Origin of the sequence: Marinobacter sp. ATCH36, from assembly GCF_023555055.1 — a bacterium.
In the GTDB taxonomy this organism is placed as follows: domain Bacteria; phylum Pseudomonadota; class Gammaproteobacteria; order Pseudomonadales; family Oleiphilaceae; genus Marinobacter.
On the sequence record NZ_JAMJPL010000010.1, the window covers coordinates 24,999 to 48,134 of the forward strand.

General features: G+C 57.2%; 22 protein-coding genes. 12 read left to right on the forward strand and 10 right to left on the reverse strand.

What is annotated here, in order from left to right:
* The first annotated feature begins 15 nt into the window (after positions 1–15).
* Entirely contained in the window at positions 16–744 is a 729-nt protein-coding gene (gene sfsA / locus M8010_RS19385) for a DNA/RNA nuclease SfsA (RefSeq protein ID WP_250094348.1), read from the forward strand.
* 31 nt (positions 745–775) lie between these two features.
* Here the strand turns inward: sfsA and M8010_RS19390 are convergent, their stop codons facing one another.
* Positions 776–2,404, reverse strand: coding sequence for a bifunctional aminoglycoside phosphotransferase/ATP-binding protein (locus M8010_RS19390; RefSeq protein ID WP_284048220.1), 1,629 nt, complete (start codon positions 2,402–2,404; stop codon positions 776–778).
* Positions 2,405–2,433: 29 nt separating this feature from the next.
* Between M8010_RS19390 and mrcB the strand changes: the two genes are divergently transcribed.
* Together mrcB and M8010_RS19400 are read left to right on the forward strand one after the other, a co-directional pair.
* A complete protein-coding gene (gene mrcB, locus M8010_RS19395; RefSeq protein ID WP_250094350.1) occupies positions 2,434–4,800 on the forward strand; it encodes a penicillin-binding protein 1B in 2,367 nt (788 codons plus the stop codon).
* Entirely contained in the window at positions 4,797–5,372 is a 576-nt protein-coding gene (locus M8010_RS19400) for a tetratricopeptide repeat protein (RefSeq protein WP_250094351.1), read from the forward strand. The genes mrcB and M8010_RS19400 overlap by 4 nt, the downstream gene beginning before the upstream one ends.
* A gap of 50 nt (positions 5,373–5,422) precedes the next feature.
* Here the strand turns inward: M8010_RS19400 and M8010_RS19405 are convergent, their stop codons facing one another.
* Complete coding sequence (locus M8010_RS19405) at positions 5,423–6,331, reverse strand: DUF4382 domain-containing protein (protein WP_250094352.1); 909 nt, start codon at positions 6,329–6,331, stop codon at positions 5,423–5,425.
* 223 nt (positions 6,332–6,554) lie between these two features.
* Between M8010_RS19405 and M8010_RS19410 the strand changes: the two genes are divergently transcribed.
* The 4 genes from M8010_RS19410 (at position 6,555) to M8010_RS19425 (ending at position 9,701) form a co-directional block, all read left to right on the forward strand.
* Positions 6,555–7,142: an RNA polymerase sigma factor gene (locus M8010_RS19410; RefSeq protein WP_250094353.1), complete on the forward strand. Its 588-nt coding sequence runs from the start codon at positions 6,555–6,557 to the stop codon at positions 7,140–7,142.
* Positions 7,096–7,860 carry a zf-HC2 domain-containing protein gene (locus M8010_RS19415; RefSeq protein WP_250094354.1) on the forward strand — a complete coding sequence of 255 codons (765 nt, stop codon included), beginning with the start codon at positions 7,096–7,098 and terminating at the stop codon, positions 7,858–7,860. The genes M8010_RS19410 and M8010_RS19415 overlap by 47 nt, the downstream gene beginning before the upstream one ends.
* Positions 7,857–8,255 carry a hypothetical protein gene (locus tag M8010_RS19420; protein WP_250094355.1) on the forward strand — a complete coding sequence of 133 codons (399 nt, stop codon included), beginning with the start codon at positions 7,857–7,859 and terminating at the stop codon, positions 8,253–8,255. Before M8010_RS19415 ends, M8010_RS19420 begins: the two co-directional genes overlap by 4 nt.
* Positions 8,256–8,393: 138 nt before the next feature.
* A complete protein-coding gene (locus M8010_RS19425) occupies positions 8,394–9,701 on the forward strand; it encodes a tetratricopeptide repeat protein (protein WP_250094356.1) in 1,308 nt (435 codons plus the stop codon).
* Between the two features lie 39 nt (positions 9,702–9,740).
* On the opposite strand, the gene M8010_RS19430 is transcribed toward M8010_RS19425, so the two are convergent.
* The 6 genes from M8010_RS19430 to M8010_RS19455 all read right to left on the reverse strand — a co-directional run bounded on the left by M8010_RS19430 (position 9,741) and on the right by M8010_RS19455 (position 15,873).
* A complete protein-coding gene (locus M8010_RS19430; RefSeq protein WP_284048221.1) occupies positions 9,741–10,661 on the reverse strand; it encodes a lipase family alpha/beta hydrolase in 921 nt (306 codons plus the stop codon).
* Positions 10,662–10,895: 234 nt separating this feature from the next.
* On the reverse strand, positions 10,896–12,176 hold the full coding sequence (hemL, locus tag M8010_RS19435) for a glutamate-1-semialdehyde 2,1-aminomutase (protein ID WP_250094357.1): 1,281 nt from the start codon (positions 12,174–12,176) through the stop codon (positions 10,896–10,898).
* 3 nt (positions 12,177–12,179) lie between these two features.
* A complete protein-coding gene (gene thiE, locus M8010_RS19440) occupies positions 12,180–12,875 on the reverse strand; it encodes a thiamine phosphate synthase (protein ID WP_250094358.1) in 696 nt (231 codons plus the stop codon).
* Positions 12,863–13,624: a bifunctional hydroxymethylpyrimidine kinase/phosphomethylpyrimidine kinase gene (thiD, locus tag M8010_RS19445; protein WP_250094369.1), complete on the reverse strand. Its 762-nt coding sequence runs from the start codon at positions 13,622–13,624 to the stop codon at positions 12,863–12,865. The genes thiE and thiD overlap by 13 nt, the downstream gene beginning before the upstream one ends.
* A gap of 38 nt (positions 13,625–13,662) precedes the next feature.
* A complete protein-coding gene (gene hemJ / locus M8010_RS19450; RefSeq protein ID WP_250094359.1) occupies positions 13,663–14,085 on the reverse strand; it encodes a protoporphyrinogen oxidase HemJ in 423 nt (140 codons plus the stop codon).
* Positions 14,086–14,088: 3 nt separating this feature from the next.
* The gene (locus M8010_RS19455) at positions 14,089–15,873 is read right to left on the reverse strand and encodes a chloride channel protein (protein ID WP_250094370.1); all 1,785 of its coding nucleotides are present in this window, start codon (positions 15,871–15,873) and stop codon (positions 14,089–14,091) included.
* A 134-nt stretch (positions 15,874–16,007) separates the two neighbouring features.
* On the opposite strand from M8010_RS19455, the gene argC reads away from it, so the two are divergent.
* The 4 genes from argC (at position 16,008) to erpA (ending at position 18,689) form a co-directional block, all read left to right on the forward strand.
* Positions 16,008–17,045: an N-acetyl-gamma-glutamyl-phosphate reductase gene (gene argC, locus M8010_RS19460; RefSeq protein WP_250094360.1), complete on the forward strand. Its 1,038-nt coding sequence runs from the start codon at positions 16,008–16,010 to the stop codon at positions 17,043–17,045.
* A 9-nt stretch (positions 17,046–17,054) separates the two neighbouring features.
* Positions 17,055–17,795 (forward strand): DUF6776 family protein, encoded by a 741-nt coding sequence (locus M8010_RS19465; protein ID WP_250094361.1) that lies wholly within the window; start codon positions 17,055–17,057, stop codon positions 17,793–17,795.
* 1 nt (position 17,796) lies between these two features.
* Entirely contained in the window at positions 17,797–18,270 is a 474-nt protein-coding gene (locus M8010_RS19470) for a bactofilin family protein (RefSeq protein ID WP_250094362.1), read from the forward strand.
* 89 nt (positions 18,271–18,359) lie between these two features.
* Positions 18,360–18,689: an iron-sulfur cluster insertion protein ErpA gene (gene erpA, locus M8010_RS19475; protein ID WP_250094371.1), complete on the forward strand. Its 330-nt coding sequence runs from the start codon at positions 18,360–18,362 to the stop codon at positions 18,687–18,689.
* Between the two features lie 25 nt (positions 18,690–18,714).
* On the opposite strand, the gene M8010_RS19480 is transcribed toward erpA, so the two are convergent.
* Both M8010_RS19480 and M8010_RS19485 read right to left on the reverse strand, forming a co-directional pair.
* Positions 18,715–19,812: an anhydro-N-acetylmuramic acid kinase gene (locus M8010_RS19480; RefSeq protein ID WP_250094363.1), complete on the reverse strand. Its 1,098-nt coding sequence runs from the start codon at positions 19,810–19,812 to the stop codon at positions 18,715–18,717.
* Positions 19,813–19,815: 3 nt separating this feature from the next.
* Positions 19,816–21,213 (reverse strand): peptidoglycan DD-metalloendopeptidase family protein, encoded by a 1,398-nt coding sequence (locus M8010_RS19485; RefSeq protein ID WP_250094364.1) that lies wholly within the window; start codon positions 21,211–21,213, stop codon positions 19,816–19,818.
* A gap of 307 nt (positions 21,214–21,520) precedes the next feature.
* On the opposite strand from M8010_RS19485, the gene tyrS reads away from it, so the two are divergent.
* Positions 21,521–22,723: a tyrosine--tRNA ligase gene (tyrS, locus tag M8010_RS19490; RefSeq protein ID WP_250094365.1), complete on the forward strand. Its 1,203-nt coding sequence runs from the start codon at positions 21,521–21,523 to the stop codon at positions 22,721–22,723.
* Positions 22,724–23,136: the final 413 nt, after the last annotated feature.

Genomic DNA, 23,136 nt, shown 5'->3' on the forward strand with positions numbered 1-23,136 from the left:
AGCATGGAGTCATGAATGAAGTTACCCGCGCCGCTGATCGAGGGCAGGCTGATTCGCCGTTATAAACGTTTCCTTGCAGACGTATTGTTGCAGGATGGCAATGAGGTGGTCGCACATTGTCCCAACACCGGCTCCATGCTGGGCTGCCAGCCGCCGGATGCGAGGGTCTGGTTGAGCACCAGTGACAACCCCAGGCGCAAGCTGAAATACACCTGGGAGCTGGTTGAAACGTCCCCTGACGAAATGGCCTGTATCAATACGTCGCGGCCCAATAACCAGGCACGGGAAGCGATTGAGCAGGGCACAGTGCCGGAGCTGTCGGGTTACGGGGTATGCAAGGCAGAGGTGCGGTACGGTGCGGAGAAAAGCAGGATCGACCTCCACCTGTCTGGCCACAAAGACCTTGCCGATGCCTGGGTAGAGGTGAAGAACGTCACCTTGTGTGACGATGGCCTGGGGTACTTTCCGGACGCGGTGACGACAAGAGGCCAGAAACACTTGCGGGAGCTGATGGCCCAGGCCCGCGCCGGAGAGCGGGCGGTGCTGTTTTTTGTGGTCAACCATACCGGGATAACCAGCGTGCGGCCGGCGGATCATATCGACCGTGCCTACGGTGAGCTGTTGCGCGAGGCACACGCCGCCGGCGTTGAGCTGCTGGCCTACAGGGCAGCGCTCACCGGCCTGGAGGGGCCGGATGGGGATATATCGCTGGTGAAGCCAGTGCCCGTCATTCTGAAAGGCTGACGGGCACCGTGCCTGCCGCCTGCGCCAGGATTCAGGCGCTGGGCAGGCCGAAATGCTGGCGGATACGGTCTGCAACAGCTTCGGCCACGTGTTCCTGATCGGTGTGCAGGTGGATGGTGTGAGTTTTTTCGTCGGTGGTCAGTGGCTCAAACCAGGTTTCCTGCACTTCAAGCAGCTCTTCGGTGGCCTCGGAGGCATCATCAGCGCGCTTGCGAATCCACTCCCGGCGGCTTTCCAGAGGCGCTTCACAGTGGATCAGCGCGAATGGCATGCCCCGGCTTTCCGCGACGTCCGCCAGTAGTTCACGTTCGGCCTGTTTCAGACAGGCCGCGTCCACGATAACTGGCATGCCCCCTGCCAGTAGCTCGCCGGCAAGATCCGCCAGGTGCTGGTAAGTGCGCTGGTTGGCCTCTTCGGTATAGAGGTTTTCACCAGTGGGAGACTTGCTCTGATCCAGCGGCCCCAACCCGAAAAGCCGCTTACGTTCGACATCCGAGCGTAACCGGATCAACCCCAGCTCGGCGGCCATGGAGCTGCTTACCAGTGATTTGCCACTGGCGGACAGCCCGGTGGTGGCCAGTAGGTAAGGGTTGGGAATAATGCTGTAATCTTCCGCCAGTTGGGCATAATCGCGGTACTTCTGCATCAGGCCTTCTTTGTCAGCATCTGTGAGCGACGGGTTGCCCATGGTAAACAGAGCAATCTTGGCGCGAACCATGGCGCGATAGGCCTTGTACAATGGTAGTAGGGGCAGGGCGTCGAAATCGCCCCGGTATTCCAGGTAAGTATTCAGCACCAGGTTGGCCAGTTCCGGCTCGCGGCGGGACTCCAGGTCCATCAGCAGGAAAGCCAGGTCGTTGATGACGTCGATCCAGCGGAAGGGCTCGCTGAATTCGATGCAGTCGAACACGGTTACTTTATCTTCGTACACGGTGATGTTCGCCAGATGCAGATCGCCATGGCATTCGCGAACAAAGCCGCCGTCGTAACGTTGTGCAATCAGGGCAGACTGGCGCTCGAAGGTGGTACGGGTCCATTGCTCCAGGTTGTCCAGCTGCAACAGAAGCGTTTCGTCTTCAATCATCGGGCGGATCTGGTCGAAGTTTTCCTGCATGCCGGCGTAGACTGCCTCTGGCGTTCCCAGAGGTTTGCCGGGGGTGACCGGTGGCTGGGTTTCATGGAAGTCAGCCACCTGGCGGGCCAGGCTGGTGAGCAGTTCTGGCGTCAGCTTGCTGTTTTCCTGGCGCACGTCGAACAGGTCGTTCTGGTCGAACTGGCGCATACAAATGGCGTACTCGAAGGCTTCGCCCTGGCCGCCAAGTTCCGGGGCGTCCGATGAGCCGGTGATGGGCAGAACGTCCAGGTACAGGTTTTCGGCAAGGCGGCGGTTGAGGCGAAGCTCTTCTTCGCAGAAGCGTTTGCGCCGCTCCAGTGTTGAAAAATCCAGGAATCCGAAATCCATGGGTTTCTTGATCTTGTAGGCGAAGTCGCCCGTCAGGATAACCCAGGAGATATGCGTCTCGAGAACCTGAAATTCTTTCACCGGGTGGTCATAAAGCGCCGGATCCTGCAGTGCCAGAATCAGGTTGTCGGAATTTGCATCGCTCACGGCTCTCTCCTTGGGTTCCTCGAACTCGTTGATTTTTCTTGCGCCTATCATAACGGGCAGATTACAGAAATAACACACGGATGGCCTGCCTCACCGATGCCCCGATTCGTTATAATCCCGCCATGAAAAAATCTGCCGCCCCAAGAAGATCCCCGAAAAAAAACAATCGCAAAGGCAAGAGCGCCCGCCAACCCTGGTTCTGGCGTCTGTTTTTCCGTGTATTTTTCATCGGCGTGGTGCTACTTGCCGGCTGGATGGTCTACCTCGATGCTGTGGTGACCTCCCGCTTTGAAGGCCGCCGCTTTGAAGTGCCGTCGCGGGTCTATGCCAGGCCACTTGAGTTGTACGATGGCGCCAGCGTCAGTTCCGGAGCCCTGCAGCGGGAACTGGAACTGTCCGGTTATCGCGCCGGCGATGGTAGCGCAGCAGGGACATATCGTCGTAACGGCGGGCACTTTGAGATCAGTACCCGGGGATTTCTGTTCACTGACGGCCTGGAGCCGCGCCGGCGACTGTCACTGAATATCTATGCGGACAGGGTGCAGGACTTCAGGGTGCTGTCTGGAGACAACTCACCCATTGTCCGCCTGGAGCCGGCACAGATCGGCGGCATCTACCCGGCCCACAAGGAAGACCGGGTTCTGGTTCAGCTTGAGGATGTTCCGGTTCTGTTCACCGATACGTTATTGGCAGTGGAAGACCGTAACTTCCATGATCACTACGGCATTGCTCCGCTGTCCATAGCACGGGCGATGCTGGCCAACATCCAGGCCGGCCGAATCGTACAGGGGGGCAGTACGCTGACCCAGCAACTGGTGAAGAACTTCTTCCTGACCCGTGAACAGACGCTGCTGCGCAAGGGTAATGAAGCACTGATGTCGCTGTTGCTGGAACTGCATTACGAGAAAGACGACATACTGGAGACCTACCTCAACGAAGTGTACCTGGGACAGGCAGGAACGCGCGCCATTCATGGTTTTGGTCTGGCCAGTCAGTTCTATTTCGGTGAATCCATTCGTGATATTGAACCCCATCAGGTTGCGCTGTTGGTGGGCATGGTAAAGGGGCCCAGTTACTATAACCCGCGACGCCGCACCGAACAGGCGCTTTCCCGTCGCAACCTGGTGATCGATGTGATGGCCGAAACCGGACTGATCGGTGAACAGGAAGCCGCCAGAGCCCGCGCCCAGCCACTGGACGTAACTGATCGAGCCTCCTATTCGGAGAATCGGTACCCGGCCTACATTGATCTGGTACGCCGCCACCTGGCCAGGGATTACAAGCAGGAGGACCTGCAAAGTGACGGTCTGCGCATATTCACGACGCTGGACCCGGCAATCCAGTATGCTGCCGAGTTTTCCGTAAAGGATATGCTGGGGCGCATGGAGGGCGGCTCCGACACCACGCTGGAGTCTGCATTGGTAGTCACCTCACGTGACAGCGGTGAGGTTCTGGCGCTGGTGGGCGGTCGCGACCCGCAGTATGCCGGGTTCAACCGTGCTCTGGATGCCCGTCGCCCGATTGGCTCGCTGATCAAACCGTTCACCTATCTGACGGCGCTCCAGCAACCGGAACGCTACAACCTGATTACGCCCGTGGAGGACAAGGGCTTTTCCCTGGTGTTCGACGACGGTAGACGTTGGGAGCCAAAGAATTATGACGGTGAAGCGAGGGGGCTGGTGCCTCTGCACGAAGCCCTGTCTCACTCGTATAACTTTCCTGCTGTTCGCGTGGGGCTCGACGTGGGAATCGATGCAGTGAAATCCACGCTCCAGGGTTTTGGAGTAACCAGTGGCATATCCGAGTATCCTTCCATGTTGCTGGGTTCCGTAGCCATGACGCCGGTAACCGTGGCCCAGATCTACCAGGGGCTGGCGACGTCCGGTTTCAATACGCCCTTGAGAACCATACGGCAGGTAACCGACGCGGAAGGCGAAGCACTTTCCCGTTACAGCCTCAAAGTGGATCAGGTGGCCGACCCCGCTGCGGTGCATCTCGTTCAATACGTCATGCAGGAGACCATGCAGGAAGGCACGGGCCGATCCGCGTACCGTACTGTGCCACGTGAGCTGACACTTGCAGGCAAGACCGGAACCACCGATGATGGCCGCGACTCCTGGTTTGCCGGTTTCAGCGGGGATCTGCTTGCGGTCAGCTGGGTAGGCCGCGACGACAACGGGCCGACGTCACTGACTGGCGCCACCGGTGCGCTGCCGGTCTGGTCGCGGTTTATGAGCCAGGTACCCCAGCACGGGTTTTCTCCGGTGGTGCCGGACGGCGTGGAGTACCACTGGGTCAATGCCGCGGAAGGCGCCCTGACTGACGAACACTGTGAAAATGCACGCCTTGTGCCGTTTATCACCGGTAGCGAACCCGATGCAGAGGTATCCTGCGGGGGCAATCTGGAGCGGCGGATACGGGGCTGGTTTGAAGGACTCTTCCAATGAAACCGAATACATTGAAATATGCGGGTGTAGTGGGCCTGATGCTTGGGATGGTGGGCTGCGCTTCGGGACCGGGTGGCGGCTCCATTTACGTGCCGGCCGGTAGTTCCTCCTCCCGTGACGAGGCGCCGGAACCGCCACAGACCAGCGGCAGTGCTGAAGAACCTAGGGTTGAGCGCAAAAGTGAGCAGCCTGAGGAACCGGTGCGAGAGCCCGAGCGCAGCGCACCGAGCTATCAGGACGAAGGCGATGCACTCTCGCCAGCCGCGAAAAGTCTTATCCAGCGTGCAGACACCTTGATGGCTGCCGGTGATACCCAGGCTGCGGTCGCGCAGCTTGAACGGGCCCAGCGGATTGCCCCGCGTTCGGCGCAGGTCTACTTCAAACTCTCGGAAGCCTACGTGGCGCTGGATCAGTTGGGTTCGGCAGAGCAGTTTACCCTGAAGGGTCTGTCGCTGGCAGGCAGTGATGTGTCATTGCAGCGTTCAGGCTGGATGCTGCTGGCGGATATTCGTCGGGCCAGGGGGAATGTGGCAGGGGCGAATCAGGCTGAGGAGAGAGCCGGAGCCCTATAACGAAAAATCCCCGCCGGAGATCCGGCGGGATTCCGAACTATTCCGTTCAACTAGTCGGCGGCTGTCAAATCGACAGTAGTTTCCTCCCCTTTAATGACTTCAGCGTTGACGCCAGAAGTGAAATCGAGATTCTCGTCAATCATGTTGCCTTCAGCATCTTGGCGTTCATCCATGTCACAGGTATATGCAACAGTATAATCGCCGGCTGGAAGGAACGCTGCAGTGTAATCGTATTCACCAATCTCTGTGTCCACAGGCGCGACGACCAATGGCTCATTCTCACTGCCAAGATCGTCTGGTGTTACGTCGGTTCCTTCGAAGATGTAAACGCCGCCAGCGTAAGCATTGGCATTGTCGCAAGTCGCCAGAAGTGTCTGACCAATGGTGCCCTTGATGGTGCCTACTTCGGCGTTGTCGACCAGCCTTAGCACTGGCTTCAGCAAATAACTATTAAGTCCGGGAGGGTTTATTAAAGACTTACGGACATCAAAGTCGATTGTGAAGTTCGCTGACCCACCGGCGGGCACAACGAAACCAGATGTCTGCAGCCCACGTTGATTACCGGACGGTACGAAAAGGTCGTTGGTGCCGCCATTATCATCGATAACTGAAAACGTGCTTTCATCGCCCAGTTTCAGTCGAATCCACTCGTAGCTGCCAGATGGTAGCTCTTGATCGGCCAGGAGAGTTTCAACGGCACCGTCCTGAAGGTCGAGGAGGTTGATGTTTTGAAGGTTTTCGGGGTTATTCACTTCAAAACTGATCCGTTCTCCGTCGGCTGGCTGGAGTTCCAGACCGACGATCGTAAGGTTCACCTCCTGAACACTGTCTACGGCAGCATCAGTGAGATTGAATGACGCAGTCCCGGTAGAACCGCTGTCGCCGCCCCCACTTCCACCACAGGCAGCGAGCGCACTAGCAAGGGCAGTGACAGTAAAGAGCTTGAGAGAATGATTCATACTAATCTCCGTTGTTTGATTTATCTGGCTCTGCATGCATTTTTATATGCCGCTGCAGGCCTAACGACGAAACAGGTAAGGGCGTTCCATGGTTGAGCGTTACTGTTTGTTAAAAAACTCACATAAATCATTAGAAGAAGATTTTCGTGGCAATATACTTGGGCTTGCGATGCAGCTATGCTCCACATTCGACTGATCATCCACGAGCGCACGGGCACCGGATTTGGCATTACTTCCCTTCAAACCTTCCCGTTCCAAGCGATTTGAAAAGCTGGTCCAGCCCCATCTGGGGGCCATGTACCGTTTTGCCTTCCGGTTGGCGGGGCAACAGCAGGATGCTGAGGACCTGGTGCAGGATGTAGTGGTGAAACTCTACCCCCGACTTGAAGAGCTGGAAGCGATCGAGCAGCTGCGGCCCTGGCTCAACCGGGTGCTGTATCGGCAGTTTATCGACGAGGTGCGGCGTCGGGGCCGTCGTGCGGACAGGCCGGTGAGCGACGTGGCGGAGCCTGAGCGGCAGGCGACGTTTCTCGACTCTTACGCAGCGGATATGCCGGAGCTGGCCGAACAGCTCAGTAGCGAACGCCTGAAGCCCATCATGGACTCTGTTATCCAGGAGCTGTCGCCGGATATGCGCACATTGATGCTTCTGCACGACGTGGACGGATGGAGCCAGGAGGACATTGCACGGATGCTTGAAATACCGGTGGGCACCGTGAAATCGCGGGTTCATCGTTGCCGGGCGTCGCTCAGGGAAAAACTGCTTGAGCGACCGGAACTTTTTCCGCAGGCCGGGCGTGTGGAACAATGAGGTGATGGATATGTTGTGTGACGAGTGCAAGAGCAATCTGCGTTCCTGGTTAAGGAACGAACTTTCTGCGGTGCAGGCCAACCGCATTGAGCAGCATATTGCCGATTGTAAAGACTGCTCCATCGCCGCGCACAATGAACAGGTGATTTCTGACGTGTTACGGGAAAGCCAGGCTGTGCCTGCTCCAACGTCTGGTTTTGAGGATCGGGTTCTCGGAGCTGCCACCGGCAGAGACGGGCAGTCCCGTAATGGTTATGTTGGCCATGGCTGGAGCGCGCCTGTGGCCGGTGGCGCCATCGCGGCTGCCCTGGTTGTCGGTATTGCACTGGGCTTTGGTTGGAAATCCGGCCCGGGGTCCGATGTCGATTTCGTGCATTTCGGAGCGGAGCCGGCCGGCAGCAACCAAAGCCTGGTCGCCGAACCTGTTGCCCGCAATGTCCGGCTTGCATTCAGCTCCAGGGAAGCGCTGGAAGGAGTTACCCTGACGGTGGAGTTGCCCCCTCATGTCGAAGTCGCAAGCTACCCTGGCCATCAAAAGCTGAGTTGGAAAGTGGACCTGGATAAAGGCGAGAATGTGGTCAATCTGCCGCTCAACATACTGTTCTCAGGTGAGGGCGAACTGGTAGCCCATCTTGACGACGGCCGCAGAACAAAGACATTCCGCACCAGCCTTCTTGATGGTGCTCCAGGGAATGGCGATCAGGAGCCTTCATCATGACTCCCGGTTTCTGGCGCAGTGTTGTTTTTCATGGCTGCCTCGGTTTGTTATTGGCAACATCCGGAGTAGCCGTCGCCAATGACGATCTGGATGTGACCATGCGAATGGTCACAGACGATGACGACCTGACGAAATCCGTTGTCCGCGAGATTGAACTGCGTGAACCGGTGGCCCTTGAGCGTCGGAACGGCGAAACGGGCAAGCCCGCTGATACACCCGGCGCGGCACGAGGCATCGAAAAAGCCCGAGAGGCACGGGACAGGGGGCGTGAGGCGGCACGGGCTGCGGCAGACCGTGCGAAGGAAGTCCGCGAACGGAATGAAGCGCGCGAGCGCCCCGAGCGGCCAGAGCCGCCGGGTGCGTCCAGACGCCCTGAGAAGCCCGAGTTGCCCTGACACGGGCTTCTGTCTTCATCGTAATGCTCCCCTGCTACTAACTGCTTCGTCCCTTGCTATACTCCCGATTTTGTTGTCCCCGCACTCGACTTTTCGCGTGCAGGTATCGACGTTTCATCGTCTTATCCGGAGTCAGGCTTGCGGCCCTCGAAGTTAGCTACATTCTTTATTGCCCTGACAATCCTCTCGCCTGCTTCAATGGCAGAGGAGCGGGCCGGAAATGCGGACTTTGAGGCCGGCGTGGCGGCATTTGGGGCCGGCGAACTCACTGCTGCCCGCATCCATTTCGAACAGGCCAGGGCAGATGGTCTGGACACCCCCTCACTGCTTTATAATCTTGGCGTTGTCTATTTCCGTCTTGGACAGCATGATTTCGCTGAATCCGTTTTCCTGGAACTGCTGGGCACCCCCCATGCACCTCTGGCCCGTTACAACTTAGGGCTTGTTATGCAGGAGCAGGGCCGGTACGAGGCTGCCCGCCAGTGGTTCGAGCAGGCGGCCGGCCCGGATTCCCCGGAAAAGGTAAGAGCGCTGGCATTTCGCCAGCTTGACGAGACGCAAACTTCACAATTCGACGATATTGACCGTAATGGCTACCTTGCGGCGGCCGCCGGCTATGATGACAACATTGCCGGAACACCGGATGACGCCTCGAGTAATCAGGCCGGTACATTTGCTGACCTGCTGGCGACCGGAAATCTCCACTTCGATAACGGCGTCAGCCTGCTGGGTGTTGCCTATACCCGCCAGTATCCGGATAACGCCGAATTCGATAACAGTTACCTCAGCACGGGTGCCGCCTGGCGGAAAGGTATCGGTGAGGGTGAGCTGACTTCTACTTTGAGCCTCGCCGGCTCCTGGTTTGGCGCTGACGCCCTGGAGCGCGAGTTACGGCTGGAAGCGGTATATCGTCCTGATAATTGTGCGTTCGGTATCGGAGCTTACGGCTATGACTGCAGCGTCGACGGGTCGGTTTCCACCATTCAGGGAGGGAGCGGTTTCAGTGCTTACGATGGGGAAATGCTGCGGTTGGGGGCTGGCGCCGAGAAAGGTGTCGGGAACTGGGTCTTCATCGGCCGTTATCAGTTCGAGCTCAACGATCGTAGGGATCTGACCGCCGGCGAGCAGTTTGTCAGTGTATCCCCGTTACGCAACCTTTTATCGGCCGAAGCGCGCTATTACGTGTCCGCCCGGTTATCTTTGTCTGCCAGGGGGGATTACCGTCATTCCCGCTACAAGGATGAACACCGGCTGTTATCGGGCGCGGATGTCATCTCCGAACGCCGTACAGACCATCGCCTGAGGGGGGTGTTACTGGCCCAGTATCAGTTAACCGGCCCATGGCTTGTTCTGGCGGAACTGAGCATGGTGAACAACCGCAGCACGATTGAGCGATACGACTACAATCGCCGGGAGGCGATGGTGGGTATTGAGATGGGATTCTGATGTGATGGCCGGGCGTCCGTTCCCGGCCAGGGCCTGAGATCAGAGGCCGGCGTTTCTCAGCCGGTTGGCCTGCTGCAGGTAGACCGTTTTCGGGTCGGTTTCGAACAGGCTGTGCAGGCCAAGAGCCTGGTTTACCTCATCCAGGTGGTTCATGAAGTAGTTGTCGCGAATGACCTTGCCAAAGTGGTTGCTGCAACGCCCGACCAGGCCGTCGTTGGCGCTGAAGCTGAACGCCAGGCTGGTGGTGCCCAGTAGCGCATCCGATGGATCAAGCACGTTGGTCAGAACACCCGTCCCGCCCCAGGAATAGAAACGTACCCCGTTGGCTGAATAGGCTCCTTCACCGCATGCACTGGTTGGAACGCCCGCTGGTGCAAACTGATTGAATTCAGCGCTGCCCTGCGTCGTCAGCGAGTACAGGCTGGAGCTCAGATCCTGGTTGTAGCCACCGCCGGACAGCAGGTCGATCAGACCGCCAAGCGCGTTACCCACTGATGCCGCCAGACTTTCCGCCGGGGAGCCGTAAATCAGGTCTGCAACCGGCGAGCCCTTGTGGGGCGAGCCAACCGACGTGACCGAGGCCACCAGGTCGGGCCGCACTCTGGCAATGTACCTTGCGGTTGGACCGCCATGGCTGTGGCCGATCAGGTTTACCTTGCCGTGGATGGCGGCAATGGATGCAATCTGGGGAAGCAGTGCTTCGCCTCGGGCGATGGTGCTGTCCAGAGCCGGTACCTGGGAAGTGTAAACGTCAGCACCATGCTTACGCAGGTCTTCTGCGATGCCGTACCAGTAATCCACGCCGGCAACCGAGTCGAAGCCGAACATGCCGTGAACCAGTACCACAGGATAACGGGTATCGGTGTAGTCGGAGGGAGTTGAATCCCACCACCAGGCCATTGAGGGTGAGGACCATGCCAGAACAGCCAGCACGGCGAATGCCTTGAACCATTGTTTCATTGTTGCACCTACAGTTTGCTGTTGTATTTGTTAGGTAGTCGCAGATAGTGCATCTCATTGTGTGAGATCTGCACATAGTTCGATCAGAAGGAGCGATAAGTCAACGGCAAGGGAAGCCGTGGAGGGGTGGGAACCGTCAAAGTGTGACGCGGTTCATCTGTGTGGCCTGAGAAGACATGATTTGAATGGTTTACTTCCGGGCCGTAGCCCGGAAGTTTTTATATCTCGAAGTCTTCAGAGTGTGGACATGACTTTGCGTGCTGCTTCCACGGTCTGGTGGATGTCGTCATCCGTCAGGGCGGCACTGGTGAAGCCGGCTTCGAACGCAGACGGCGCAAGATAGACGCCTTCCTTGAGCATGCCCTGGAAGAATTTTTTGAACCGTTCCACGTCGCAGGCCATCACCTGGTCGAAGCGTGTGATATTTGGGGCATCGGTAAAGAAGAAACCGAACATGGCCCCGGCGCTTTGCACTGCCAGGGGAATGCCGGTGCTGTCTGCCGCTTCTTTCAATCCGTCACGAACGGCAATGGTCTTTTCGGTCAGGCGGTCGTGGAAGCCGGGTTCGGAAATGGCGTTCAGCGTCGCCAGGCCGGCGCACATGGCCAGTGGATTGCCGCTGAGTGTGCCAGCCTGGTACACCGGCCCCAGGGGAGAGATGTGCTCCATGATTTCCCGCTTGCCACCGAACGCACCCACTGGCAGCCCACCGCCGATGACCTTGCCTAAAGCAGTCAGGTCCGGAGTCACGCCGTAAAAGCCCTGGGCCCCGCCGAGGGACACCCGGAAACCGGTCATGACCTCATCAAAGATCAGCACAGTGCCATGCTCGTCGCACACTTCCCGTAACCCCTCCAGAAAGCCCGGCACTGGTGGAATGCAGTTCATGTTGCCGGCAACCGGCTCAACGATAATGGCGGCTATCTCGTCGCCCATTTTGGCGAAGGTCTCACGCACACTGTCGATGTCGTTGAAGGTCAGGGTCAGCGTATGCTCGGCAAGGCTGGCGGGAATGCCCGGCGAATTGGGCACGCCCAGGGTGAGGGCACCGGAGCCGGCTTTTACCAGCAGTGAATCCACGTGGCCATGGTAGCAGCCTTCAAACTTTACGATCTTGTCCCGGCCGGTATAGCCCCGGGCCAGGCGAACAGCGCTCATGGTGGCTTCGGTACCGGAGTTCACCATGCGCACCAGGTCAATTGACGGCACCAGCTCACAGACCTTCTTTGCCATTTCGGTTTCCAGGGCCGTCGGGGCGCCGTAACCGATGCCCTGGTCCACCTGGGCGTGCAGGGCGTCCTTGATGGTCTGGTTACCGTGGCCAAGGATCATGGGCCCCCAGGAGCCAATGTAATCGATATAGCGACGGTCGTCTTCGTCAAACAGGTAAGCGCCTTCAGCATGCTTGAAAAACAGCGGTGTACCGCCGACTCCCTTGAAGGCTCTGACCGGAGAGTTGACCCCTCCGGGAATGTATTTCTGAGCCTCGGCAAATAGGGTTTCGGACTGGGTCATGGTTCAGGACTCCTGATGTACGGAAGATGAAAAAAGTGGATGATGGGCGGCAAACAGCCGGCTAAATTGACGCGCCCGCTCCTCAATGGAGGCCAGGTCACCGTCGAAAAGCCCGCCAACGACCGCCAGCATGTCGGCACCGGCACGGATCAGTGCTTCGCCGTTGCCCGCGGTGATGCCGCCAATGGCGGTTACCGGCTTGCCAAACTGTCTGGCTCGGGCCAGTACCGACGTGTCCGCGGCGGGCGCATCCGGCTTGGTTTTCGAGTTGAAAAAGCGGCCGAAAGCCAGGTAGTCGGCACCGTCACGGTCAGCGCTTGCGGCCAGAGCCAGATCGGCATGGCACGTAGCGCCTATGATCGCATGTTCACCGAGCTGTTGTCTGGCGCTAACGAGGGAGCTGTCAGATTGCCCCAGGTGTACTCCGGTTGCGCCGCAGCGTCGGGCCAGCTCCGGGTCATCGTTAATGATCAGCGGTACGCCGGCATTGCGGCAAAGGGCTGTGAGGTCCCGGGCCTGCTGCAAACGCTCCGGTTGCGGTGCGCTCTTTTCGCGATATTGGACCAGCACCGCCCCGCCCCGAAGCGCGGCTTCCACCGCTGGCAGAAGTTTGTCTGCAGGTAACAGCTGACTGTCGGTAATGGCATAAAGGCCCGGCCGCAGCCCTTTGGCAATGGCGTTGGCGCTCAATTCTCCCATGGGATGCCCCGGTCCGGTACCGGTTGGCCTTCGCCGACTTTAAGGGCGTGCCGTATGGCGCGCAGCACGTAATTCTGGGCCTGGGCAATGGCTGCACGGGCGGAGAGCCCGGACGCCCTGCCAGCGGCTATGGATGCGGCCAGGGTGCAACCGGTACCGTGGTACTCACCACCAATACGCTCAACGTAAAAGTGGAGGGGGTCCTGGTCCCGGGTATAGAGGGTGTTGACAAGTTCCTCGCCCTCACCGTGCCCGCCGGTCGCCAGAACCGTCTGACAGCCGGCTGTCAGCAGGTTATGGGCAGCCCGGGCCTCATCTTTATCACCGCCCAGCAGGGCCAGCTCGATACCGTTGGGCGTAATAATTTCCGCGCGTGGGAAAAGGCGTTCCTTCATGCGGTCGATCAGGGCCTGGTCAGAGAGATCTCCGCCACCGGCGGCCTTGATGACCGGGTCGGTAATAACCGGAATGTCCGGATGGTCGGCCAGAAAATCCACTAATACATCCACCACGGCGGCATTGCCCAGTGCACCGGTTTTTATGGCGTGTATGGGGGAGTCGGCCGCCAGGCATTCCAGTTGCTGGCGGATCATCTCCGGGTCTGTGGCGGTAGCGTTGTAGACATTCCGGGTATCCTGCACTGTCAGACAGGAAAGTACCGGCAACGGATGGCACCCCAGAGCCGTGATGGCCTGGATGTCAGCCTGGATGCCAGCTCCCCCCGACGGGTCGAGGCCGGATACAATCAGAACATGAGGACGGTGATAAAGTTTGATGATCAGGCTCCTCAGAAGGGTTTAACAGAAGCAAGAATGACAACGGCGACCAGGACCAGAACCGGCACCTCGTTGAACCAGCGATAGAACACGTGGCTGCGGGTGTTCCTGTCGTCGCGGAATACCTTCACCAGGTGTCCGCAATAAAAGTGGTAAACGATCAGTAGAACCACCAGCAGCAGCTTGGCATGTAGCCAGCCCTGGCTCATATAGCCCTGGACATTGTAACCGATGAGCCAGAGTCCAAAAACGACCGTCGCCACCATGGACGGTGTGGTGATGCCACGATAGAGCTTGCGCTCCATGATCTTGAAACGCTCCCGGCCGGGCTCGTCCTCACAGGCTGCGTGATAGACAAACAACCGGGGCAGGTAGAATATGCCGGCGAACCAGCACACCATTGAAATAATATGCAGGGCTTTGACCCACAGCATTGGTTAGCTCCGTCGGTATTGGTAGTAGCTTTCGATATCGGTTTTCAGCAGCACGCCGTACACGCGCTGAATCGTCGGCGCAACGTGGCGCTGAACATACAGGGCTTCTACGCTGGTGTGTTCAAACTCGTTCAGTGCCTCCTCCAACGTGGCTTGGTATTGCACCGGGGCAATATCCCGGCGATTGGCGGGAATGTCCATAAGGTCGACCTGGTCAGGGGCCTCTTCTTCCTCCTCCTGCTCGCGGTTGGCTGACGCTTTGGTATCTTCCAGATAACGCGCAAGATCCACGGCGGGCAATAGCGCGGTGGGGCCGCTGCTGCCTTCAACCACCAGCCATTTCGGCTCGGATTTCAGAATTTTGCCAGCCTCCTCCCTCGACAGAAAACGCTCGGTACGAAGAATGCTCCTGTCCATGATGGCACCGACGGAAACCCGCCTTAATGCCTGAATTACCGGGGAATTCTGGTAGCTCAGCCCCTGGCTCTTGAGGATGGTCAGAAACAGGGATTTCTTGCCAAAGGCTTCGCTGGTCACCAGGCTGGCAGTGGTGATGACCAGCATACCCGGAAGGATGATGTTTGGATTTCTGGTGAGCTCCATCAGCGCCATCAGAGCTGCAAGCGGGGCCTGCAGTACCGCCCCCATCATTGCCCCCATGCCCAGCATGGCATAGAAGCCCACTGACGATGCTGTGTCTGGAAAAATCTGCGCGCCAATCAGACCCATAGCGCCGCCCAGTGTTGCACCCATAAACAGTGTAGGGCCAATTACCCCGCTAGGCATACCAAGGCCGAGGGTGATTGAGGTAATCAGCAGTTTGGCAATGCCGGCACCCAGTAACAGCCAGAACGGTAGCTGATTGTCGAGGGTGAACTGAACCGTGTCGTAGCCGATACCCATAACTTCCGGCACCACTATGGCAAAGGGCACCATGAGCAGCCCAGCGATGGTGAGGCGCAGCAGTACCGGGCGGTGATGGTGCCGGCCAGTCGTGTCGACCAGCTGTATGAACGCCGCCGCAGCAACCCCGATAATAATGGCTATGGCAATAATCCACGGGATTTCCAGCAATGAGTTCATGGTCAGCGGGGGGACGCTGAATGCCGGTTCGGAGCCATACATGGCCTGACTCACTACGGCAGCAGTCACTGATGCCAGGATAATGGGCGTAAAGCCGGCGATGGTGTATTCCATCATAACCACTTCCATGGCGAAGATGACGCCGGAAATGGGTGTGTTGAAAGAGGCGGAGATGGCCGCGGCGCACCCGCAAGCGACCAGTGTGCGGATGCTGTTGTTGGGCAGCCGCATCCACTGGCCCATAAGGCTTGAAAAGGCCGCGCCAAGATGGACCGCCGGCCCTTCGCGGCCGGCGGACTGGCCGGTAACCACCGTGCTGACGCCCGTCACGAACTGAACCAGAGCGCTGCGGATTGAAATATAGCCCTGATGGTAGTTCAGGCGCTCCATGACATGCACGATGCCGACCTTGCGATCATGGGTGGCAAGATTGTGCATCAGCAGCCCAAGCCCGACGGCGCCGGCGAGAGGGAGGATAGCCCGGGTGAGAATGCCCAGCTCTTCAAAGGACTCAGAGCCTTCGCCTGGCAGAAAGTATTCCAGTGGCCACTCAATGGCCAGCCGGAAAATCAGGATCACGCCACCGGTAAACAACCCGGACAGCAGGCCGAGAACCGCCAGTTGCGGCAGTGCATCCACACCGGACAGCCGGCGGCGGAAAACCGGGATCAGATTGTCGGTAGTCTTGTGCCAGAATTTACGCATGAACGCCGGGTTTCCGGAGGTAAGTGGTTTCCTGACGATATTGTAACCAGCGCTGGTGGGGCTGCAATAAGTCATTGGTTTATCATGTTAGACTATTGGGCTTTCGGGAACCTGATTTGTAGCTGGAGTAACTGGTGATAAAAGTAGGTATTGTAGGTGGAACCGGTTATACCGGTGTTGAACTTCTGAGAATTCTGGCAGTTCACCCTGAAGTGACGGTGAGCTGTATTACCTCGCGCTCGGAGGCGGGCATGCCGGTCGCCGATATGTACCCGAACCTGCGTGGCCATTATGACCTTGCGTTTTCAGAGCCCGATGTGAAAACGCTGGCAGCCTGTGACCTGGTCTTTTTCGCAACTCCCCATGGTGTGGCGATGCGCATGATGCCGGAATTGATGGCGGCGGGTGCCCGTGTTGTGGATTTGTCAGCCGATTTCCGCCTGAAGGATCTGGATGTCTGGGCCAACTGGTACGGTATGCCTCACGAGAGTCCTGAGTGGGTAGAAAAGGCAGTCTACGGCTTGCCGGAAGTGGTGCGGGACGAGATTCGCAGCGCACAGCTGGTGGCCAACCCTGGCTGTTACCCTACAGCGGTTCAATTGGGCTTTCTTCCCTTGCTGGAAAGTGGACTGGTCGACCCATCGCGACTGATTGCGGATGCCAAATCGGGTGCCAGCGGCGCCGGGCGCCAGGGCAAGATCGGCATGCTGCACGGTGAGGTGGGTGAGAGCTTCAAGGCTTATGGTGCTTCAGGCCACCGGCATCTTCCGGAGATTCGCCAGGGACTGTCACAGGCGGCCGGTAGCGATGTGGGTGTAACCTTTGTACCGCATCTGATTCCCATGGTCCGCGGCATTGAAGCCACGCTGTATGCTGAGCTACGTAATCCTGCGGACTTTGATCGCTTGCAGGCATTGTTCGAAGACCGCTTCAGGGAGGAGCCTTTCGTCGATGTGATGCCGTTTGGCAGCCATCCGGAAACCCGCAGTGTCCGTGGCGCCAACAGTTGCCGCATGGCACTTCACCGGCAGGAACAGAGCAATATTGTGATCGTATCTTCGGTGATCGATAACCTGGTGAAAGGTGCAGCGGGTCAGGCCATCCAGAACATGAACATCATGTTCGGTCTGCAGGAAACCATGGGGCTGGAAGCGCCCGCGTTGCTGCCATAGGTCTGTCCGGTGAGCGAATCGAGAAAACCTGCTGAAGAATATGTTGTCATCAGACATCGTCCTGGCTACCGGCTTCGGCGCACCCTGATACTGCTGGTATTTTCTATTACCGCCGCCGTGCTTGGGTATGCGACGGGCATGGCCCAGGGCGGATTCCGGTTTTCAACGGCGGAAGAATCCCGTGATCGCCTTGAAGAGCAGGTCGAGCAGCTTCAGAGCCAAAGCAGGGAAACCAGCCAGCAGCTGGTCAATCTTGAACGGGGTCGAACCATCGACGCCCAGGCCCTGAACCAGGCCCGCAGAACCATTGTGAATCTCGAAACGCAGATCGCATCACTGAAAGCAGACCTGACATTCTATAAAAACATCATGGCGCCCTCGGAAACCAGCAAGGGGTTGCAGGTTGATCGCCTGGCTATGCAAAGTGCCAGGCAGGAAGGAGCCTACAATTTCAAACTGGTGTTAACCCAGGTGGGCGATAACAAGAGCTACATTTCAGGCGTGGTTGCGGTAAACGTGATCGGCATGCGAAATGACGAGAAAGAAGTCATCGCCCTGCGGGACCTTTCCGACGACATAGAAGACCTGGGGGTCAGATTCCGCTTCCGGTACTTCCAGGATATTGAAGGTCTTCTGCGGGTGCCTGAAGGCTTTGAGCCCCTTGAGCTGCAGGTGGTGGCACGTGCCGAAGGCAGTAAATCGTCCCAGGCGGAACGTACATTTGATTGGGATGAACTAACGGAGAACTGACATGCTTGGCAAGAAGAAACAGAAACCCCGTCGCCCCACCGGGCATTTCGATACCCTCGTCTCATCCCGGACAACGGTGGAGGGGGATGTACATTTCTCCGGAGGGCTTCATGTTGACGGCACAATTCGCGGTCGGGTGGTCGCAGAAGAGGGTGGTGACGCGGTTCTCAGGGTGTCTGAAGTCGGGTCCGTGGAAGGCGATATCGTCGCGCCTCACGTGATCGTCAACGGCACGGTGCATGGAGATGTATACGCATCCACGCATCTTGAACTGGCGGAAAAAGCGTCCATTCACGGTAATGTCTATTATAATCTGATCGAAATGGCCATGGGCGCGTCGGTGAACGGTAGCCTGGTTCACCAGAACGAGCCGGTCGGGCTACTTGGTCGCGACAGGCATCAGTCGAATGCTCCCGATATCGATAAAGGCCAGGCTGAAGATCGCGGTGACGATGCTGTGCCCGATAAGGAATAGTTGATTGTTTTAGTCAGGAATATGATAATCAGATCAGATTTTCTCGTGGCAAACCGGAGGCGGACTTGAGTGTAGTTCAGCAACAGGCAATGACACCGGTGTTTTTCAGTGACAGTGCGGTGTCCAAAGTGCGTGAACTGGTTGAAGAAGAGGGCAACGCTGGTCTCAAACTTCGCGTGTTTGTGACCGGTGGTGGCTGCTCTGGTTTCCAGTATGGGTTTTCTTTTGACGATGCTCAGGATGACGAAGACACTGTCATCGAGAAAGAGGGTGTCATGTTGCTGGTGGACCCGATGAGCTACCAGTACCTCGTTGGGGCAACCGTGGATTACCAGGAAGGGTTGCAGGGCTCACAGTTTGTTGTGCAGAATCCTAACGCAAGCTCAACATGCGGTTGTGGCAGCTCTTTCTCCATCTGACCTGACTGTCTGGCACACCGTCAGGTCAGGCGTAATAGACTGCGCCCAGAATTCTTTCTCCGCTTGCTCCCGTTACCTCCGGAAGGTTTCCTGACTTACCTGACAGCGTCTGGCTGGCCAGCCAGGCGAATGCTGTGGGTTCAACCCACTGTGGGTCGAGCCCCAACTCCGCCGTAGAAGCAATTCGTAAAGGGCTGCAGGTACGTTGCAGTTCCCGCATTAGCACCTTGTTTTTGGCGCCTCCGCCGCACACGAAGACAGTCATTCCCTTGGCGGGTGGTATCTGCTGTGCCACGGTGACAGCGGTCAGTTCCAGCAAAGTCCTCTGGACGTCCGCGCCGGGCAGGTCCGGATGCCGGTTCAATAATACTTTTAACCACTCCAGGTTGAATCTTTCGGTGCCGGTACTTTTTGGTGGTTGCCGCGAAAAATAGGCTTCGGAGAGCATATCCCCCAACAGGCTCTGGTCAACGATGCCTTCGTCTGCCCAGGCGCCATCCTTGTCGTAAGCGCGCCCGGTCTGGTCAAGGCACCAGGCATCCATCAATGCATTCGCCGGCCCGGTGTCGAACCCGGTAACGGGCGCTCCGTCATTGGCGGGTAAGTGGGTGATATTGGCAATTCCGCCAAGATTAAGAATACAGCGATCCTCTCCGACAGCGCTGAAGAATGCTTTATGGAAAGCCGGAACGAGGGGGGCACCCTGTCCGCCGGCTGCCAGGTCACGACGTCTGAAATCGGCAACGGTTGTTATGCCGGTGCGTTCTGCAATGAGGGTGGGGTCGCCAACCTGAATGGAAAAGGGTGTTGAACCGTCTGGCTGATGCCGTAGTGTCTGCCCATGGCTGCCAATCGCTGCAATCGACGTTGCCGGGAAACCGGATTTTTCGATTACACTGCTTGCGGCAAGGGCAAACAGGGAGCCGGTGGTGTGGTCCAGTTCTCCAAAGTCATCGGGGGTGCCACGATTCTGGCTGAGATTGGAAAGTCGCTGACGGATGTCGTCCGGATAATCAATGGTGTGAGTGGCATGAACCCGGATTTGCTGGCGTTCGAACGACACCAGTATGGCGTCAATGCCATCCATACTGGTGCCGGACATCAGTCCTATCCAGGCTTTCATGTTTTACTCGTCTGCGGCCAGGGCGAGTTGCTGGTAATCCTGGCGGAACAGCTCAAACCGGGCTACTTGCTGGTTGGCGTGCTTTTTGAAGCGGGCCATTTCTGACTGCGGTACCGGCTTGGCATCCGGCAGTTTCACGGTCCGGGAATTCCTCGGGGACCCATTAACACGGAACTCATAGTGAAGATGGGGGCCGGTTACCATGCCGGATGAGCCCACGTGGCCGATAGTGTCACCCTGTTTAACGCGTGTTCCGTTTTTTATACCTTTGCCAAGACGGCTCATGTGGGCATAAAGGGTCGTGATGTTGTCACCATGTTTGAGTATCACGGTGCGCCCATAACCGCCTTTCCAACCTGCAAACTGAACCCGGCCATGGCCGGCTGCCTTGATCGGTGTTCCCGGAGGCGCCGCGTAGTCTGTGCCTTCGTGCGGGCGAACCACATCCAGAACAGGGTGGCGGCGCTGCAGGTTAAAGGATGAGGAAACCCGTGCGTTGATGGGGGTTCGCAGGAACGCTTTGCGCATACTGCTGCCATCGGGGCTGTAGTAGTCAGTATCGCCGTTGCTGTCGGTGTACTGCAGTGCAATGACGTCCTTGCCCTGGTTAACGAAACGGGCTGAAATAATGTTGCCAGTGTCGAACTTTTCGCCATCCAGGTAGAGTTCCTCGTAAACCACTTCAAACCGGTCGCCCTTGCGTACGTCGTAGACGAAGTCGATATTCCAGCCGAAGATGCCTGCCATTTCCATGGCCAGCCTGTCGGACATACCGGCGTCCCGGGCAGCTACGTAAAGCGAGCCATCAATAATGCCAGAGGCAAACGCTGGTTTTACATCGGGCTCACGGACAACGGTTTCCCCTTTGAATCCATCTTCGGTTTTTTCGACACGGAGAGTTTCAAGAAGGTTGCGCTGGAGACTGACCGCTGCAAGGTCGCCGGCATCATCGGTTGCGAAAGAAATGGTTTCACCCGCATAGAGCCGCTGTAATTTGTCAGCCTCTCCGTCGCCGTGAATAACCGACAGCATGATACCGTCGTTGAAGCCGGCCTTGCCGAAAAGCGACGACAGGGTGTCGCCAGACTTGATTTTGTACTCGTGCCATTGCAACTCTGGCTCACTGGTTTCTGCGATGGCGGTCGCCGTATCAAGTGCTTCGGATAATTCGGGTGCTTCCGTGGTGGCTGTGTCGGTATCTGGAGTCGGCTTTTCATCGTTCTTGGCCTGCTCGGCGGGGCGAGCGCCTGACTCGCTGACTGTGCCCTCTTCAAGATCCAGTGCGTAGGCCATTCTATTGGCTTCGACGTTGGCACTTGGGCTCATAAGAATGGCGGCGGCTACGACAACACTGGTCGCAGCGGCAATGGTAATGTGGGTCTTGGGAAACATTTTCAGCACGTGTCGCATCCGTTTTGATCGGCATTCCGGTAGGTTGTACTACCTAATTAAAGCTGTTGTTCAAGTATAGTCCAACAGATTACCGTATAAAATGCACTCAGGACAGCTTCCAACATTAACGTTGCCGGTACGCAGACCGGATTTCCTGGGTCAGGGTTGCTATAATCCTTGCCCCTAATACAGTCGGCCCTGTCTAAAAACTAAGCAGGGATACTCTAACAGGTAGGCCGGTAACGCACAGAGTTCTTTTGTAGTGGTCTGTAACCGTCTTTCCGCCCAAACTATCAGATTCGAGGGTGTGTAGTTAATGGCATCTATTGATGAGGCACTGGCCGTAGTCAAGCGCGGCATGGATGAGCTGATTTCAGAAGAAGCGCTGATTGATAAGCTGCAGGAGGGGCGTCCCCTCAGGATCAAGGCGGGGTTTGACCCGACAGCGCCTGACCTGCACCTGGGACATACCGTGCTGATTAACAAGCTGCGCCAGTTTCAGGACCTGGGGCACGAAGTCATTTTCCTTATTGGTGACTTTACCGGCATGATCGGCGACCCAACGGGCAAGAGTGCGACCCGGCCACCGTTGACTGAGTCGCAGGTGGCCGAAAACGCCATCAGTTATAAGGAGCAGGTGTTCAAAATCCTGGATCCAGCGAAGACGCGGGTGGTTTTCAACTCCGATTGGATGAGCAAGCTCTCCGCTGCCGATATGATTCGCTTGGCTGGGCAATACACGGTCGCGAGAATGCTTGAACGGGACGACTTCACCAAGCGGTACCGCGCCGAGCAGCCGATTGCCATTCACGAGTTTCTGTACCCTCTTGTTCAGGGATATGATTCCGTGGCTCTTGAGGCAGATGTGGAGCTGGGAGGAACCGATCAGAAGTTCAATCTCCTGATGGGTCGCATATTGCAAAGGCATTATGGGCAGTCGCCACAAGTTGTTCTTACAATGCCGATACTCGAAGGGCTCGATGGCGTTCAGAAAATGTCGAAGTCCCTGGGTAACTACGTGGGCGTTAACGACTCACCGGGTGAGATGTATACCAAGTTGCTCTCGATGCCGGATGATCTGCTATGGCGTTACTTCGAGTTGTTGAGTTTCCGGCCTCTCGCAGAGGTGGAAGAATTCCACGCTGCTGTAGATAAGGGGGCAAATCCCCAAGACTACAAAAAGTTGCTGGCGGAAGAGATTATTAGCCGTTTCCATGACGCCGAGGCGGCTGCAACAGCTCACAAATCCGCCGGCAACCGGGTGGGGCTCGGCGAAATTCCCGAGAATGTGCCCGTGGTGGAGGTCTCGCTTGCCGGGCGGGATGAGTTGCACATTGTGTCTTTACTTAAGGAATCGAATCTGGCGAGCAACGGAAAGGCGGCAAAGGACGTGTTTGGCCGTGGAGCTGTTTATATTAACGGTGAGCAGGTAAAGGACGAGCGTATGTTTACTGCCGGTGATGACTGTGTTGTCCAGGCTGGTAAAAAGAAAATTGCGCGTGTTCTGGTTAAGGATTGAGCGGAATCCAGGCATTTTGAGAAAAAATTCAAAAGCTCGTTGACACCTCGAGTGAGCTCTGTAGAATACGCATCTCTTTCGAGGGACACGCCGCTGAGGCGGGTCAGAAATTGAAAGGCAACTGTTTGAATTAACTGAAGATTTCAAGTTTTTAAATTCTTCAGAAAGCGGTTGACAAGGCGGTGATTCGATGTAGAATACGCTACCTTGATCGGGCAAGCCCCGAACGCTCTTTAAAAAGTTGACCAAGTAATTCGTGTGGGCGCTGGCCGAGGTATTTCGGACACGAAATATCAGGACAGTGACTCGTCGAAATTGAGTTTTGTCTTGAGCAAGAATAGAGGATCTTCGGATTCTTGTATGATTTAAACTGAAGAGTTTGATCATGGCTCAGATTGAACGCTGGCGGCAGG

What these genes read in the sequence shown, in the direction of transcription:
- sfsA (WP_250094348.1), top strand. Translation starts at nt 16, where the DNA reads ATGAAGTTACCCGCGCCGCTGATCGAGGGCAGGCTGATTCGCCGTTAT.
- M8010_RS19390 (WP_284048220.1), bottom strand. Translation starts at nt 2,404, where the DNA reads ATGATAGGCGCAAGAAAAATCAACGAGTTCGAGGAACCCAAGGAGAGA.
- mrcB (WP_250094350.1), top strand. Translation starts at nt 2,434, where the DNA reads ATGGCCTGCCTCACCGATGCCCCGATTCGTTATAATCCCGCCATGAAA.
- M8010_RS19400 (WP_250094351.1), top strand. Translation starts at nt 4,797, where the DNA reads ATGAAACCGAATACATTGAAATATGCGGGTGTAGTGGGCCTGATGCTT.
- M8010_RS19405 (WP_250094352.1), bottom strand. Translation starts at nt 6,331, where the DNA reads ATGAATCATTCTCTCAAGCTCTTTACTGTCACTGCCCTTGCTAGTGCG.
- M8010_RS19420 (WP_250094355.1), top strand. Translation starts at nt 7,857, where the DNA reads ATGACTCCCGGTTTCTGGCGCAGTGTTGTTTTTCATGGCTGCCTCGGT.
- M8010_RS19430 (WP_284048221.1), bottom strand. Translation starts at nt 10,661, where the DNA reads ATGAAACAATGGTTCAAGGCATTCGCCGTGCTGGCTGTTCTGGCATGG.
- hemL (WP_250094357.1), bottom strand. Translation starts at nt 12,176, where the DNA reads ATGACCCAGTCCGAAACCCTATTTGCCGAGGCTCAGAAATACATTCCC.
- thiE (WP_250094358.1), bottom strand. Translation starts at nt 12,875, where the DNA reads ATGGGAGAATTGAGCGCCAACGCCATTGCCAAAGGGCTGCGGCCGGGC.
- hemJ (WP_250094359.1), bottom strand. Translation starts at nt 14,085, where the DNA reads ATGCTGTGGGTCAAAGCCCTGCATATTATTTCAATGGTGTGCTGGTTC.
- M8010_RS19455 (WP_250094370.1), bottom strand. Translation starts at nt 15,873, where the DNA reads ATGCGTAAATTCTGGCACAAGACTACCGACAATCTGATCCCGGTTTTC.
- M8010_RS19470 (WP_250094362.1), top strand. Translation starts at nt 17,797, where the DNA reads ATGCTTGGCAAGAAGAAACAGAAACCCCGTCGCCCCACCGGGCATTTC.
- erpA (WP_250094371.1), top strand. Translation starts at nt 18,360, where the DNA reads ATGACACCGGTGTTTTTCAGTGACAGTGCGGTGTCCAAAGTGCGTGAA.
- M8010_RS19480 (WP_250094363.1), bottom strand. Translation starts at nt 19,812, where the DNA reads ATGAAAGCCTGGATAGGACTGATGTCCGGCACCAGTATGGATGGCATT.
- tyrS (WP_250094365.1), top strand. Translation starts at nt 21,521, where the DNA reads ATGGCATCTATTGATGAGGCACTGGCCGTAGTCAAGCGCGGCATGGAT.